Genomic DNA, 16,878 nt, shown 5'->3' on the forward strand with positions numbered 1-16,878 from the left:
ATGTGCTTGCTTACAGATTATTAAACATCAATACACACTTCACTTTGGGGTAAAGCCAACATTAAACATTATTATATTTAATGCATAATGAGCTGCCGGATTTTTTAAGTTAAGTAGCGCTACATGCAGAGTTTAAAGTCGGTGCTAACATAAAGTAAAAGTATAAAATAAAAAAGGATTAGTAATGTTCGATACCGTCGTCAAAAGTGTAAACAACCTTTTGTGGGGAGAGGGTCAGGTACTTATTTATATACTTTTGTTTACAGGTATATGGTTTTCGGTACGACTAAAAGCAATTCAAATACTTAAATTTAAACATATGTTTAGCCTTTTAAAAGGCAGCAGTAAATGTAAAAAAGACGACATTTCATCATTCCAAGCGTTGTGTACAGGGCTTTGCGCACGAGTAGGTACCGGTAATTTAGCCGGTGTGGCAGTGGCAATTTCACTTGGCGGCAGCGGCGCTATATTTTGGATGTGGGTAATCGCCATATTGGGCATGGCTACAGGCTTTGCCGAAAGCGTACTTGGGCAAGTATATAAAGTGCGCGATAGTGGCGGCGAGTTTAGAGGCGGCCCTGCGTATTATATTCAACAAGGTTTGGGTAGCCGGGCGTTTGCCATTGTGTTTGCCGCGTGTTTGTTTTTAGGTTACGGCTTTACGTTTAGCGCAATGCAAACTAACACAATTACCGACGCGCTTAATTACGCGTTTGAAGTTCCTACATTTTATTCAGGTCTGGTTATTACCGTACTCGCAGGCTCAATTATACTCGGTGGCTTTAAAGCAATTGCCCGGTTTGCAGAGCGTGTTGTGCCAATAATGGGCATTGTGTTTGTACTTGCTGCCGTAATTATTACTATTATAAATTTCACGCAAGTACCTGCCATGCTTAAAGATATATTTTTATCAGCATTTGGTTTACAAGAAGCCGGAGCGGGTGCAATGGGCGCAGCAATTAAAAACGGTATTCAACGTGGTTTATATTCTAATGAAGCCGGTGCAGGTAGTGTTCCGCATGCTTCAGCAAGTGCCAGCCCAATTCCTAATCACCCAGTAACGCAAGGTTACATACAAATGCTAGGCGTATTTTTCGATACAATAGTACTGTGTAGCTGTACCGCTGTGATCATTTTATTAGCCGATATAGACATAAGCGGTGAAATGGAAGGCATTCGTTTAACACAAAGCGCGATGACCGCTCATTTAGCACAAGGTGGTGTTTATTTTGTAGCAGCCGCTATTACCTTATTTGCTTTTACATCGGTGGTGGCAAACTACGCCTATGCAGAGAGTAACTTGCATTTATTTAAGCTTGACAACAAAGTAGGGCGCGGCATTTACACTTTGCTTTATTTATCAATGATGTTGTGGGGCGCATCAGCCACGTTAAAAGAAGTCTGGGACTTAGCCGACATTGCCTTAGGGTTAATGACAGTGGTTAACGTTATCGCTATTATACTGTTAACGCCGACTATTTTGTCTGTTACCAGCGATTACCACGCACAAAGAGACAAAGGGTTAGAGCCCGAATTTAAAGTAAAAGATGTAAAAGTACAGGGTAAATGCGAAGACGGCATTTGGGACTAATTAACGTACTTTAAGCACCTTTAACTATAAAAAGCGGTTTTATGGCAACATGAAATCGCTTTTTGTTTTGCATAATTATTCACTTTTAGTTTTAGGTAAATACCTAAAATAACCAATACTAAAGGCACAATTTTTTAGATGATCGAGATTCACGCAGGGAAAACAGCAGCCAAAATTATTAACGAACAGGGTTTTAAACCAGAGCTTTTCACCTCATTTTTAGGCGCAAGTGGTGGCCCAAAATGGTTTACATTATTTGGCTTAGATAAATATATTTTTGGTGAATTTTTTAAAAACCGAACTCAACCACTTAATTTAATTGGCTCATCTGCCGGCGCTTTTCGCTCTGCATGTTTTGCACAAAACGATCCTGTTGCAGCCATTGAGCGCTTAGCAAAATCGTATTCGCAAACCCGATACTCAAGCAACAAACCAACACCAAATGAAATTACAATAAAAGCGCGCGCTTTGCTTGAAGATGTTTTTGGCGATAACGGCGTAACCGAAATTATAAACAACCCCGTATTTAAAGCGCACTTTATTGTGGCAAAATCGAATGGATTTATTGCCAGCGAAAATAAATTAATACAGCTACTGGGTTTATCAAAAAGTTATATGCTCAACCGCGTTAACCGAAAATTATTAGGCTCACAGTATGAGCGCTTTATATTTGGTCCAGCAACAAGTGATTTATCAATTACCGACAGCTACAATTTTAAAACACAAAACATAGCGCTTACTCAAAATAATTTAAAAGATGCATTACTTGCATCGGGCTCTATACCGCTTGTTATGCAAGGCATAAAAAATATTGCAGGTTCACCACCTGGTATATACCGCGATGGCGGAATTATTGACTACCACTTTGATTTAAAAATTAATAACCCAGGACTTATTTTATATCCACATTTTTATTCAGAGCCAAAAGCAGGGTGGTTCGATAAAAATTTAAAACGTAAAGTATCACCTCTCAATTACGATAATGTCGTGATGATCACCCCATCAAAAGAATTTATAGCAAGTTTGCCATACGGAAAAATTCCAGACAGAAACGACTTTACCAATCTTGATGCAGATACACGTATTAAATATTGGAATACCGTTTTTAGTGAAACTGAAAAATTGGCGGAGGCGTTTGATAAAAAATTAAATCCAAGATAAATGTTTTAATCATTTAGTAGGTTTTAGTCTAATGTTGTAAATAAGATAAAGTAAAAAACATTATTTATCAGTGGTATACCGTAACTTTCCATTATGACAGATTAGCTTAGGGGGATTAGTATTCCAAATAATTAAAAATATTTACCTAATATAAAACCTATAACTAAAGATGAAAGAGAAATAATAATATTGTCCTTATTTCTCGTAGTAAAAAAATCTTTGTTACTGCCCATTATTATTTCTACTCGATTCGTATAAAACAAAAAAATAATGAACACAGATAGAACTAGAGTTGAATTGATTATTAATAAGAAAATGTTATTAAAGATAAATGCATTATATAATAATGACATCATGGCTATTGAGAATATAAAAATAAAGGAATAACTAAAAGTTCTGATAATTATCGAATTGACGTTAAGGTTAAGTTGTTTTATTGTATAGCTGTATATAAAGTGACCAAATTGTGACTTTGAATCGTAGGATAGAAAAGAGTTTTTCGAAAGTGTTAAATTGAAAACATTATCATAATTAAGTCTAAGGTAAGTTATTTTTTTATTTTGAATACTTTCCAGCTCCTCAGTATCTTTTAATCTACTTAAATTTATAGTCGAACCATCATCTAAATTTAAGTTTAGTGATAATTTTTCATGTTCATTAGGGTTTTCATTTATTATAAATTTTATAAGCTCTATAATATCTGTAAAATCAACACTACAACTATAGATTTCTTTCTTAATATTCTTTTGAAACTCCATTACTTTTAGTTATCCTTAATAATAATTTTTATCTACATAACCTACACTTTTAACTACTTGTTCGCATCGATATTTCACCAATGATATTTAATAGTTATTCTTGTAGGGCAATCAAGCACAAATCCTGAGTTTTATGGTTTTCTTTAAGTATTTTATACATCGACTCAGATTTCCTAGCTGACAATTTATAGCGCTGAACTAGCTGAACATCAGAGGGTTTAACTTTCCCCCAAGGTGTGCACATTGTATGATCTTTTATCGAGATTTTACAGTTTGACCAAGCGCCTTTTTCAAGTAAATAACCACGGTAAATTATAGCTACTAATTTTCAACGGGAGGGCTCGCTTTACCCGCTATTACATATTTTTCGCTCGCTTAAACCTTGATCTTTAGCATAGTAATAACCAAATAGTGAAAGTAACTGTTTGTGAAGTTCCGATTCAAACATTGTAATTATAGGACAAATTATGATTGATTAGATAACGTTAAAAATAAATAATAGTTGAATTAATAAAGTTACTAATCACTTTGTTAATTTAGTAGATAAAGATTAGTAGGGGCTTATATAACGTGAATACATAATCATAGAACCCTCTCACACTATGACTACCCATAAATTACGTTATGTTAAATTGGTTGAGTTTTAATAAAGCGAGCGTGATTATACAAACCAGCTCGCTTTTAGGAGAGTAATTTGGTGGTTAATTAAGCTCTGAATCAACCCAAAACTTAGTTCCCTTTAATACAGCTTGTAGTGCAAGGCCATTTTCGGTTACAGAATATACAGTAACTTGATCTGCAATCGCTTCGGCAACTAGTGCACCGCCTTTATCTTCATATTTTGCTGCTGCATCAGCGTTTCCGCCAAATGCCCAACCATGTTCAATAAATCTATTTAGTGCAGCTTGGTTATGAAAAACCATTACAACGTTAAAATCTTTAACGCCTAAACCAAGTCCTAAACCGGCTTCGCCCATATTCATGTAAGTCGATTTACCTGTGAGATTATTTCTAACAACACCGTAACCACCGCCAAAGCTAGCAAGCACTACATTTACATTTGCGTTATCGAATACAGCATAACCAGCAGAGTTAGCAATTTGTTTTTTAACATCAGGTTTTTCAGCGTATAATTTATCTAATGTGTTTGCTTTCATACTTTGTACAAGTGAACGTTTTTCGCTTGGCGATGCACTACCTGTAGTAGCACACCCAGTTAACGCAACAGTTAAAGCAAGTACACTTAGTATAATTAGTTTTTTCATAATGTTTTCCTTAATAAGATATAGCAACCAACAACCATAGAATAATCATGGTATTAAAATAATTAGAACTTTACTATGTCCAATACTAGACAGTATCGGACTTTGACGTTATTCTGTAAGTCTATTATTTAATTGAATATTTATACATTATGCTTGTTGCTTTGGTTGATACGTTAAAACAATTAAGATATCAAATTGCCCATCTAGATGACGGTACTCTCAATTCAGAATACCCAGAACTTGCATCCTTTATACAGGAAATTGGCTTGACTGTAACTGAATCAAAAGCCGATCTGACATTCTTGTATCAGTTTTTATATGTTTATGGCCGAAAGTCAGAAGCGACTTATAGTCGTTTTCGAAATGAGCTTGAACGCTTTTATTTATGGTCATGGTTAATAGCAGAAAAATCAGTATTCGATTTAAAACGTGAAGATATTGAAGCTTACGTTGATTTTATGGTCGAACCCGATAAAGCATGGGCTGCAACTTCAGTGCAATGGCGTTATAAAGATGAACAAGGAATTCGTCGATTAAACCAAAACTGGCGCCCTTTTATGCTTAAAGAATCCATTGCTAGTCAGCAAACTTTATCGTCTATGTTTACAGCATTAAATGTGTTTTATAAGTTTGCCTTACTAGAAGAAAAAACATTTGCTAACTTTGTCCCTGTTGTTAAAAAAAATAGTCCGTACTTAGTTGTTCAATCACAAATTCAAATTCCAGACACATTAAGCGATATTCAATGGGAATACGTTTTTGGTGTAACGCGTGATTTATGCGAACATAACCCTGATTTAGAGCGAAACTTATTTACGCTTGCCTGCTTAAAAGGTCTTTATCTACGAATCTCAGAATTATCTGAGCGCCCACAATGGTCGCCGGTGATGTCCCATTTTTGGCAAGATAATGATGGTTTTTGGTTTTTACGTATTATGGGCAAAGGTAATAAATTACGAGATGTAACCTTAAGCGATGATTTTGTTGAATATTTAAAACGTTATAGACTATACAGAGGTTTACCTGCCCTTCCCCGTGTTGATGAATCAGATCCCTTGGTTCATAAAATTCGCGGGCAAGGTGGTATGACCGTAAGGCAAATTAGGCGTTTAGTTCAACAAAGTTTTGATTATGCACAGCAATCATTACTTGATGATGGTTTTAAAGATGATGCTGAACAACTTGGCGCTGCAACTGCACATTGGCTTCGTCATACTGGTGCCACACATGATGCGCAAACCAGACCGCTTAAACATTTATCAGAAGATTTAGGTCATTCTAAAATTGCGACTACCGATCAAATTTATATTCAAACAAATATTAAAGAGCGAGCAAAGTCAGGACTTAAAAGGAAAATTTAATGGAGTATTTAGTAATAGCATTTATAGGCGGATTATTTTTAATTTATTCTTTAACACTTCGCCAGTTAGAAAAAACAGAAGTAACAGGCCCAATGTTTTTTGTTGTTGGCGGAATATGTTTAGCTTTAGTGCTACCCAACGAAGGGCATAAAATAAAAGAAGGCGTTGATCTTTTATTACCATTTATAGAGCTTACGCTAAGTATTTTTTTATTTTCTGATGCAGCTAAATCAAAGTTGAGTGTATTAAGGCATAGTTTTCAGTATCCTAGTTTACTGTTGTTTGTTGCCCTACCCTTAACTTTGTTACTTGGTATTGCTGTTGCTTTATTTTTCTTTGCTGAGCTTTCACTTATTCAAGCAGCGTTGCTCGCTATTATTTTAACACCTACCGATGCGGCATTAAGTAAAGGGTTACTAGCAAGTACACAAGTGCCTGAAAAAATACGCGAAGGAATAAATACTGAAAGTGGTTTGAACGATGGATTATGCGTACCCATATTTTTAATATTTATATTACTCGCTAAAAATCCTGATTCAGCTATTACCGCAACACAAACATTAAGTGTGTTTGGACGAGAGCTTGGCTTGGCTTTATTAATAGCTATTACAAGTATTGCTGTTTTTATACCGAGTTTAAACTTTGCAATGAAACGTCATTACTTTGCACAAAATACCAGTCCGTTTTTATTACTCGGTTTTGCTATGGCTGTGTTTTCTGTCACTCAGTATTTTCATGGCAGTGGATTTATTGCGGTGTTTATTGCAGGCTTATTATTTGATAAATTTTCGACCGAAGAAGTTAGAACAGAATTAATTGAAGACTCAGAGCACATAGCAGATTTCACATCGTTAATGATTTGGTGCTTGTTCGGGTTTGTTTGTGCTTACTTAGTTATTCCTAAATTAAATACTGAAATTATAATTTACGCTTTGTTAAGTACAACATTGATTAGAATAATTCCAGTTATGCTGTCTCTGCAGTTTACGGCACTGAGTATCAAAGAGCGTTTTACATTTGCGTGGTTTGGACCAAGAGGGTTAGCATCAATTGTTTTTACATTGATGGTGATAGATACGCAAATAGAAAACAAATATCAAATAGCGACAATAGCAATGACGACTATTTTGTTTAGTGTATTTATACATGGTATTAGCACTAGACCTATTACCGATAGTTTTGTTAAAAAATAATTATTTAAACTAGATAAATTAAGAATACGTATTAAAAAAGGCGTAACGGTTATTTTCATCACTGATGAAGTTAATCGTTGCGCCTTTTTGTATTTTATAAATAATTTACTAAATAGTTATTTAGATAAAACTATTTAAGTACTCTTATATAAGTGTTCTTATTTAAGCACTCTTATTTTATAAAGTTATTTAAGAACCTGTGCTAGTAATTCAATCGGGTGTTTTGGTTTAAATTGTTCAAAACGTTTAACTTGGCTACGACAAGAAAATCCCGTAGATAAAAGTTGCTCAGGTTTATTTTTATCTACAATTGGTTTCCAGCTCATTTCGTAAAGCGCACGTGAGTTATCTTGATTTTGTGCTTCGTGGCCATAAGTTCCCGCCATTCCACAACAACCTGTATTTGTTGTTTTTAATGTTAAACCAATATCATTGAAAATTGTTTGCCATACATTTGCTGCTTTTGGCAGCGCAGTTGTTTCAGTACAATGACTCAGTAATGTAAATTCGGTATCTGTATTTTGTTTTGCGCTTAGTGATTTAAACGATTGTGTTTCGAGCCATTCATGGGCAAGTTGCACATTAAATTCACCACGGTTATTTTCTAAAATTGTATTATATTCATCGCGGTAACACATAACGAGTGACGCGTCTAAACCGACTAACGGTGCATTAATATCATTTAATTTATTTAAAAACTCGGCTGCATTTTTAGCTGTAACTTTAAATTCATGTAAAAAACCTTTTACGTGTTGCGGTTTACCATTTGGTTTAAAAGGTAATAGCATTGGTTTTTTGCCAAGTTGGGTTATTAAAGTAATAAAACTTTCTACTAATTCCGCTTCGTAAAAGCTCGTAAATGGGTCTTGTACTATTAATACATATTCACTTTGTTGCTCTGCATTTAATTTATTTAGTAAATCAAAATCGAATTTTTGTGTTTTAGTAACACGCTTTGAAAGTGCAGGAATACTTAACTGTGGTGTATCAACATAGCCAACCGTTTTTTTAATAACATTACTAACTAATGATGTTTTAACAATTGGATTTATGACTTTAGCGAACTTTGCCATTAATGGCGCGCTGTTTTCTATGTTACCAACAAGGTAATCTTTTAGCGGGCGTGCATAATAACTATGATAATAATTTAAAAAGCGCGAACGAAAAGTGGGTACATCTACTTTAATTGGACATGCTGTTGTACATGCCTTACATGCTAAACATTCATCCATTGACGCTTTTACTTCGTGAGAAAAGTCGTAAATACCTTTTCGTTTTTCGCGGCTATGAACAAAACGTTCCCACCAGGTAATGACTTCACCTTTGTTAAGTTGCTTTTCTACTTCGAGCAAATCTACATTTTTTGACTCTTGTAGACGAAGCCATTCGCGCATTAAACTTGCGCGTCCTTTTGGTGAATTACGGCGATCGCCAGTTACTTTATACGATGGACACATAGGTGAATTTTCATCGTAATTAAAGCATATGCCATTACCATTACAGGTCATTGCATTGTTAAAACTGGTTTTAACTTCTATTGATATTTGCTTATCGAAGTACGATCTCTTTTGTCCATCTACACTAACTAGTGAGTCTTCACTATCGATAGGAGTACATATTTTACCGGGGTTAATGCGATTGTTAGGATCGAAAGCTGTTTTTATTTTTCGAAGTTGCGTATATAAATGCTCACCAAAAAACTCAGGGCTATATTCACTACGGTAACCTTTACCGTGCTCGCCCCACATTAAACCGCCGTACTTAGCGGTTAGTTTTACGACCTGATCTGAAATAGTTCTAAGTAGTTTTTCTTGTTCTGGGTCACACATATCAAGTGCTGGGCGTACGTGTAAAACGCCCGCATCAACATGGCCAAACATACCATACTGTAAATTATGACTGTCGAGTAATGCTCTAAATTCGACAATATAATCTGCTAAATTTTCAGGCGGTACAGCGGTGTCTTCTGCAAAGGCGAGAGGTTTTTGGCTGCCTTTTACATTACCTAATAAACCCACTGACTTTTTACGCATTGCGTAAATTTTTAGTATATCGCTTTTATCACTGGTTAACTGATAACCAATAACGCCATTAGTTTGATTTTTTACGCATTCATCTAGAAGCTTACAAAGCGTGTCTACTTTGTCTTTTATATCATCGTTTGATACTGCATTAAACTCGACCATGTTAAGGCCTTGCATATCTTTATTTGGTACGTCGGTTATTAAGTCCGATACTAAATTCCAAATGATATCTTCACGCGCTAAGTTTAAAACTTTGCTATCAACGGTTTCTACCGATGTTGCACGTGCATCGACTAAAAATGGTGAATGACGAAGTGCTGAGTCAAAACTATCATACTTAATATTAATAAGCGTTTTGAATTCGGCAATAGGCGTTAGGTTTAATTTTGCTTCAGTTACTATACCTAATGAGCCTTCTGAACCCGTTATTAGTCGGCTCATGTCAAAGGTAAGTAAGTCATCACTTAGTACATGCTCTAGGTCGTAGCCGGTTAAAAAACGATTTAACCGTGGAAACTTAGCTAAAATAGCAGCGCGTTCATTAACTGATATATCTAAAACTGTTTTATATAAACTACCAATTAGTGAGTCTTGATTCGCTATAATTTGTGCTTTGTCGATGTCTATTGGGGAGGTGCACATAGGTGTGCCATCAACTAAATAAGTTGTTAGCCCTAAAACATGATCGCTCGTTTTACCGTAAACTAACGAGCCTTGCCCCGATGCGTCAGTACTTATCATGCCACCAATAGTTGCCCTGTTACTGGTAGATAAATCGGGTGAGAAGAAAAAGCCATAAGGTTTTAAAAAGTCATTAAGTTGATCTTTTATTACGCCGGTTTGAACGCGTACCCAGCCTTCTTCTACATTTATTTCGAGGATTTCGCGCATATAGCGAGACAAATCTACAACAATACCAGGTGTTAACGATTGTCCGTTAGTGCCTGTTCCACCGCCACGAGGACCAAAAGTTAATGATAAAAACGGGTCGCGAGATGCTGTTTGCAATGCGAGCTGAATATCTTTTTCACTTTTTGGAAAAATAACACCTTGCGGTATTTGCTGATACACACTGTTATCGGTTGAAGCGGTAATACGCGTTGCATAACTTGCGTCGGTATCTCCGGTAAAACCTTGGTTTGCAATGGTATTTAGGTAGTTTGCGACAAGTTCTGTCGCGGCATCTTGCTGTGTAATTGTTGCTATCATGACGGCGATATTTTAGGGCATTTGACTAATTATATCATGGTGATGGCGAATAGAAATTGAAGATTTTACAGTTTGTAACACTCTTTTAGTCGATTTTAATGCAGCTTAAATTATACTCAAGTTAACAAGTAATGAGGTGTGTTATATGAAAAAATTACTATTACAGATCAGTGGCGTGTTATTTATTTTGCTAGGATTATTTTTTGCGGTTGTAGCTAGGGCGTGTTGACCTTTGGTTGTTGAATTTGCAGCAGTATGTTTGGTTTTTAGGCAAGGCAGAGCCTATGTAGTGTGGTTGCTCCCCATAAATAGGCGATAACGCAGCATAAATACCAAACATGCGCTGCCCAATGGGTTCTTTCTAGGGACGATTAACTCTTTGTTGCTCGGTTTTTACTTAGCCCACTAGGTTACAAACCTCGCGCCGCGATTAAATCGCCCCTAGATTGAACAAATTTCAATCCACAAAGATCAACACGCCCTTAGCCTTCACTTATATTTTTTATGGCGGGTTTATTGTGTTTTTCGTTTTACTATCCTAAAGCCCGACATTACTTATCATTTTGTCAAAAGGCGTTAACTAAATCATGTGCTTATTTAGATAAAAAATTAGCCCGTTAATTCACTTTTAATTGAGCATAAAAAATGCCAGCAATACATGGCTGGCATTTTTATAGCTTACATACTTGTTACTTTGCTAATTTTTTAGCTAGGTACAACCATGTTTCTATTACTGTATCTGGGTTTAATGAAACAGAATCAATGCCCTGCTCTACTAACCATGCTGCAAAGTCTTCGTGATCTGAAGGACCTTGACCACAAATACCAACGTACTTTCCTTTTTCTTTAGCTGTTTTAATAGCCATAGAAAGTAGCTTTTTAATTGCTGGATTACGCTCATCAAATAAATGTGCAATTAAACCAGAATCACGGTCAAGACCAAGCGTTAGCTGTGTTAAATCGTTAGAGCCGATAGAAAAACCATCAAACATTTCTAAAAATTCATCAGCAAGTAGTGCATTTGAAGGAAGTTCACACATCATGATTACTTTAAGACCATTTTCGCCGCGTTTAAGGCCATGTTCTTCTAGTAATTCAATTACGCGTTTGCCTTCTTCAAGGGTACGTACGAATGGGATCATGATTTCTATGTTAGCCATATCCATGTCATTTCTTACGCGTTTTATAGCTTCACATTCTAGTGCAAAACAATCGCGGAAGTCTTCAGAGATATAACGTGCGGCACCACGAAAACCAATCATTGGGTTTTCTTCTTCTGGCTCGTATTGCTGGCCACCAACTAGGTTTGCGTATTCGTTTGATTTAAAATCAGACATACGAACAATTACACGCTCTGGTGCAAATGCACACCCTAGAGTAGAAATACCTTCAACCAGTTTTGTTATGTAAAACTCTACTGGTGATTCGTAACCGGCAATCATGTCAGTAATTTCTGCTTTTAATGCATCTGTTTGAGCATCAAAATTTAATAACGCTTTAGGATGAACGCCAATCATACGGTTGATAATAAATTCAACTCGCGCAAGGCCAACACCTGCATGCGGTAAGCGTGCAAAGTCAAATGCACGATCGGGGTTACCCACGTTCATCATAACTTTCATTGGAAGTTCTGGCATTTTATCAACGCGTGACGTTAGTATTTCAAAATCTAAAATACCTTCGTAAATAAAGCCGGTATCGCCTTCGGCGCACGATACAGTGACTTCTTGTCCCGCTTTAATTAAATCAGTTGCGTTACCACACCCTACAACTGCTGGAATACCAAGTTCGCGTGCAATTATTGCCGCGTGACACGTACGTCCACCACGATTTGTAACAATCGCTGCAGCACGTTTCATGATTGGTTCCCAATCAGGGTCGGTCATATCGGTTACTAAAATGTCGCCTACTTGTACCTGATCCATTTCTTTAATTGAATCAAGAACACGAACAACACCGCTACCAATTTTATGACCAATTGCACGGCCTTCAACAACAACGTTGCTTGTACCATTTAATTGAAAGCGTTCCATTACGTTAGAGTCTTCGTTTGAGCGAACAGTTTCTGGACGTGCTTGAACTATATATAGTTTGCCGTCGTTACCGTCTTTTGCCCATTCGATGTCCATAGGACGACCGTAATGTTTTTCGATGATTACAGCTTGCTTGGCAAGTTCTTGCACTTCTTCATCTGTAATCGAAAATTTATTTGAAAGCTCAGGGGCAACATCAACGATGTCTACTTGCTTACCGTGTGCTTTATCTTCTGAGTAAATCATTTGAATGGCTTTAGAACCAATGTTACGACGTACTACTGAAGGTTTATTTTTAAGGAGTGTTGGTTTATGAACATAAAACTCATCAGGGTTAACTGCGCCCTGTACAACCATTTCACCTAAGCCGTAGCTTGATGTAATAAATACAACGTCTTCAAAACCAGACTCTGTATCAATGCTAAACATTACGCCAGATGCTGACTTATCTGAACGTACCATGCGCTGAATACCCGCTGATAGGGCCACACCACGGTGATCGTAACCTTGGTGAACTCGATATGAGATTGCACGGTCGTTAAATAATGAAGCAAATACGTGTTTAATAGCGACCATGACTGAATCGATACCAACAACGTTAAGGAAAGTTTCTTGCTGGCCTGCGAATGATGCATCTGGCATATCTTCAGCGGTAGCTGATGAACGTACTGCGAATGATACATCTGCTGCAGTATCGCCATGAAGTTGGCTATATGCGTCGCGAATGGCTTGATCTAGGTTTGGTTGGAATGGTGTGTCGATTATCCATTGGCGGATGTCGGCACCGACTTTAGCGAGTGTATTTACATCATCAACATCGAGTGTATCTAGAATGTTGTGAATTTTTGCTGTGAGTCCTGATTGATCTAAAAACTCATTAAAAGCATCTGCGGTAGTTGCGAAACCACCCGGTACTTGTACACCAGCGTTTGCTAGGTTTGAAATCATTTCGCCAAGTGAAGCGTTTTTACCGCCAACTCGAGGAACATCTTGCATACCAAGCTCTTGATACCAGAGAACGTATTCTTGCACGGATCTTTCTCCAAAAAAAACAAATTGTAGGTCTAACTGTGAGAGTTAAGAAAGAAAACCTTTTATAAAGGTCATCATCATTCTACACTGGCAATAGTCCTCACGTAAACCGTGAGAAACCCATTTTAGGGATTTAAACGCAATAAAAAGGTTAATTATGAGAACTGCTTTTTATATATCAGATGGAACCGCTATTACTTCAGAGGTATTTGGGCATGCGACTTTGTCGTTGTTTCCTATCGATTTTAATCATAAAACAATTCCATTTGTAGAAACTGAAGAGAAAGCGCACGAAATTAAAGCATTAATTAATGCAACCGCTGCAAAAACAGGCGAAAAGCCATTTGTTTTTTTTACTTTTGTTAACCACAATTTAAGTGAAATTATAAAATCGGCTGATGCAGTCACGTATGACTTTTTAACTACATATAGCGAAAAAATAGAAAAAGAACTCAATGTAGCCCCAGTTCCTAAAATGCATCGTACGCATTCTATCCACGAAAAAAGTTATGATTTTAGAATTGATGCGGTTAACTATGCACTTATGAATGATGATGGCGGAAATATTAAAAACTTTTCTGAAGCAGACATCATTTTAATTGGTGTTAGCAGAAGTGGTAAAACACCCACAAGCTTATACTTAGCACTGCAGTACGGCATCAAAGCGGCTAACTACCCTATTACAGAAGAAGATTTAGATAATGAAGGTTTGCCTAAATGTTTAGTCCCTTACAAACATAAGTTATTTGGACTGACGATTGACCCTGAGAGACTTGCGGCTATTAGGCATCGACGTATGGCGAACTCTAAGTATGCTTCAATTAAACAGTGTCGTATTGAGGTTCGCGAAGTGGAAATGTTGTATAAGCGTCATAAAATTGCTTACTTTAATTCTACGCATCATTCTGTTGAAGAAATATCTGCAAAAATATTGATAGAAACAGACTTGGAGCGACGTAAGTACTAACTTACTAATAAAATTAAAAACAAAAAAACCGCAACTAAGCGGTTTTTTTAGTATCAATAAATATTATTTACGTGCGTCTTTTAGTAAATCAGCTACTAAAAAGCCTAACTCTAATACTTGGTCGGCATTAAGGCGTGGATCACACTGCGTTTTGTAACGCTGTGCTAGGTCATCGTCAGATAAACCGTAAGCACCGCCAGTACACTCTGTAACGTGCTGGCCTGTCATTTCTAGGTGAACACCACCTGCGTATGAACCTTCAGCTTTGTGTACAGCGAAGAATTGACTAATCTCGCGCATAATATTGTCGAAGTTACGTGTTTTGTAACCTGATGTCGCTTTTTCAGTGTTACCGTGCATTGGATCTGAGCTCCAAATTACTTTACGGCCTTCTTGTTGAACTCTTCTTACTAGTGCTGGAAGTTTTTCAGGAAGTATATCTGCACCCATACGCGTAATTAGCGTTAAACGACCAGGAATGTTATCTGGGTTTAATGCATCAATTAAACGAATTAGGTCATCTGGGTCCATACCTGGGCCAACTTTAACACCAATTGGGTTTTTAATGCCTTTAAAAAATTCAATATGTGCATGGTCTAGTTGACGAGTACGTTCACCAATCCAAACAAAGTGAGCAGAACAATCGTACCAATCACCAGATAAGTGGTCGCGACGAGTAAGCGCCTCTTCGTAACCAAGTAGTAACGCTTCGTGAGAAGTGTATAAATCGGTTTCTTTTAAGCTTGGCGCAATTGTAGAGTTAATTCCGCACACTTCCATAAACTCTAGTGCGTCTTGAATTTTATCAGCAAGTTGTTGGTATTTTTCTTTAAGTGGATTTGCAGCAACAAAGCCCATGTTCCAACGATTTACCTGGTGAAGATCGGCAAGGCCACCTTGTGCAAAGGCACGTAATAAGTTTAACGTAGCGGCACTATGATGGTATGCAGTCATTAAGCGTTGTGGATCGGGTATACGTGCTTCTTCTGTAAACTCGATATTATTAATAATGTCGCCACGGTAAGATGGTAAAGACACGCCATTAATTGTTTCTAAGTCTGCTGAACGAGGTTTAGCGTATTGACCAGCCATGCGCGCTATTTTAACTACAGGGCATTTACCGCCGTAAGTTAATACAACAGCCATCTGTAAGATTGTTTTGAATGTATCGCGAATGTTAGCGGCATTAAAATCGCTAAATGATTCTGCACAGTCACCACCTTGAAGTAAAAAAGCTCGACCTTCGCACACATCTTCAAGCTGTTTGAATAGGCTTCTTGTTTCTTCAGCAAAAACTAAAGGCGGTGCCGTTTTTAATTGGCTTTCTACTGATTTAAGTATTTCTTGATCCGGGTACTGTGGCTGCTGCAGTATTGGCAGCTCTCTCCAGCTATTTGGGTTCCACGATTGCATAATTTTTCCTCATTCCTACATTACCTGATAAGAAGAAATTAACGTATGCAGGCCCCTATGTTCAAGGACTAAATTCACTATTTTCCAATTATTTAGTTATGAGTTAAGTATAAAAGTAATCTTACTTAACCTAGGTGGTTATATAACATACACTTTAGTTTTATTTCGAAGAAACTAAAGTGTTTAAATACATGCGTTTAGAGCTAACTATTTACAATTTTAACGCATTGAGAATAAATAGTACATAAGGGTATGTTATACGTAATTTAGCTAGGAACACATCATACTTAAATGGCAACTTCTGTAATCTTAACTTTACGCGGATAATTAATTAATAGCTATCAAGTGCTATGTGCAGACCTTAATGTATGATATGAGCATTTGCGGTAATCATTTATCTGCGCTTTAAATCCTAGACGCATAGTCTTGTATAGCACTCGTATGCAGGACTATATTCATAAGTGCCACAACTTAAAGGTGTGGTAGGCCATTAAGTTTTCTCTTCAAAGTGATAGTGTTACTTAACAATTCTCCATGATTAAAGCCCCTCCTGCTAGAAGTATCTTTAAAGAGGAACTGATATCAAAAAGCATTTGTAGTCATTGTAACCTTTAGCCTGATCACCTACTACGTAGATAATCTAGTACTTGGCGTATTAGCCTTTTTATATACGACAAAGTAAATACTCCAATGTCATATGAATTAGTAAGGAGTTTCAATCTTTCTTCATTTATATATTCCCACCTGAAAGAACACATCATACACAACTTAATTATTATGTTACTACAAGCCTCGAGTACTATTTGTTATTTATTTAGACAAAGCAAAGTGCATGTAATAATATAAGACTAGTAAGATGTGTTCTTTGAGG

Annotated in this window: 9 protein-coding genes; 5 read left to right on the forward strand and 4 right to left on the reverse strand. The window is 36.8% G+C overall.

Features of this window, described 5'->3' with window-relative positions:
• Positions 1-184 precede the first annotated feature (184 nt).
• Both I6F48_RS05380 and I6F48_RS05385 read left to right on the forward strand, forming a co-directional pair.
• Positions 185-1,591, forward strand: coding sequence for an alanine/glycine:cation symporter family protein (locus tag I6F48_RS05380; protein WP_076924661.1), 1,407 nt, complete (start codon positions 185-187; stop codon positions 1,589-1,591).
• Between the two features lie 138 nt (positions 1,592-1,729).
• Positions 1,730-2,752, forward strand: coding sequence for a patatin-like phospholipase family protein (locus I6F48_RS05385; protein WP_197118993.1), 1,023 nt, complete (start codon positions 1,730-1,732; stop codon positions 2,750-2,752).
• Between the two features lie 1,459 nt (positions 2,753-4,211).
• Here the strand turns inward: I6F48_RS05385 and I6F48_RS05390 are convergent.
• Complete coding sequence (locus tag I6F48_RS05390; RefSeq protein WP_007583197.1) at positions 4,212-4,775, reverse strand: YSC84-related protein; 564 nt, start codon at positions 4,773-4,775, stop codon at positions 4,212-4,214.
• Positions 4,776-4,924: 149 nt separating this feature from the next.
• Between I6F48_RS05390 and I6F48_RS05395 the strand changes: the two genes are divergently transcribed.
• Positions 4,925-6,136, forward strand: coding sequence for a tyrosine-type recombinase/integrase (locus I6F48_RS05395; protein WP_007583195.1), 1,212 nt, complete (start codon positions 4,925-4,927; stop codon positions 6,134-6,136).
• Positions 6,136-7,329: a cation:proton antiporter gene (locus tag I6F48_RS05400; RefSeq protein WP_197118994.1), complete on the forward strand. Its 1,194-nt coding sequence runs from the start codon at positions 6,136-6,138 to the stop codon at positions 7,327-7,329. The genes I6F48_RS05395 and I6F48_RS05400 overlap by 1 nt, the downstream gene beginning before the upstream one ends.
• A 185-nt stretch (positions 7,330-7,514) precedes the next feature.
• Here the strand turns inward: I6F48_RS05400 and ydiJ are convergent, their stop codons facing one another.
• Positions 7,515-10,562: a D-2-hydroxyglutarate dehydrogenase YdiJ gene (ydiJ, locus tag I6F48_RS05405; protein WP_197118995.1), complete on the reverse strand. Its 3,048-nt coding sequence runs from the start codon at positions 10,560-10,562 to the stop codon at positions 7,515-7,517.
• A gap of 689 nt (positions 10,563-11,251) precedes the next feature.
• Entirely contained in the window at positions 11,252-13,627 is a 2,376-nt protein-coding gene (gene ppsA / locus I6F48_RS05410; protein ID WP_169060511.1) for a phosphoenolpyruvate synthase, read from the reverse strand.
• 157 nt (positions 13,628-13,784) lie between these two features.
• On the opposite strand from ppsA, the gene ppsR reads away from it, so the two are divergent.
• Positions 13,785-14,594: a posphoenolpyruvate synthetase regulatory kinase/phosphorylase PpsR gene (ppsR, locus tag I6F48_RS05415; protein ID WP_007583184.1), complete on the forward strand. Its 810-nt coding sequence runs from the start codon at positions 13,785-13,787 to the stop codon at positions 14,592-14,594.
• Between the two features lie 63 nt (positions 14,595-14,657).
• On the opposite strand, the gene I6F48_RS05420 is transcribed toward ppsR, so the two are convergent.
• Positions 14,658-16,007 (reverse strand): class II 3-deoxy-7-phosphoheptulonate synthase, encoded by a 1,350-nt coding sequence (locus I6F48_RS05420; RefSeq protein ID WP_008167282.1) that lies wholly within the window; start codon positions 16,005-16,007, stop codon positions 14,658-14,660.
• Positions 16,008-16,878 lie beyond the last annotated feature (871 nt).

Source organism: Pseudoalteromonas sp. SWYJ118 (genome assembly GCF_015864505.1).
Taxonomy (GTDB): domain Bacteria; phylum Pseudomonadota; class Gammaproteobacteria; order Enterobacterales; family Alteromonadaceae; genus Pseudoalteromonas; species Pseudoalteromonas arctica.

Bases quoted from the DNA above. Each gene is read 5' to 3' on its own strand.
- I6F48_RS05380 (WP_076924661.1), top strand. From the start codon at position 185: ATGTTCGATACCGTCGTCAAAAGTGTAAACAACCTTTTGTGGGGAGAG.
- I6F48_RS05385 (WP_197118993.1), top strand. From the start codon at position 1,730: ATGATCGAGATTCACGCAGGGAAAACAGCAGCCAAAATTATTAACGAA.
- I6F48_RS05390 (WP_007583197.1), bottom strand. From the start codon at position 4,775: ATGAAAAAACTAATTATACTAAGTGTACTTGCTTTAACTGTTGCGTTA.
- I6F48_RS05395 (WP_007583195.1), top strand. From the start codon at position 4,925: ATGCTTGTTGCTTTGGTTGATACGTTAAAACAATTAAGATATCAAATT.
- I6F48_RS05400 (WP_197118994.1), top strand. From the start codon at position 6,136: ATGGAGTATTTAGTAATAGCATTTATAGGCGGATTATTTTTAATTTAT.
- ydiJ (WP_197118995.1), bottom strand. From the start codon at position 10,562: ATGATAGCAACAATTACACAGCAAGATGCCGCGACAGAACTTGTCGCA.
- ppsR (WP_007583184.1), top strand. From the start codon at position 13,785: ATGAGAACTGCTTTTTATATATCAGATGGAACCGCTATTACTTCAGAG.
- I6F48_RS05420 (WP_008167282.1), bottom strand. From the start codon at position 16,007: ATGCAATCGTGGAACCCAAATAGCTGGAGAGAGCTGCCAATACTGCAG.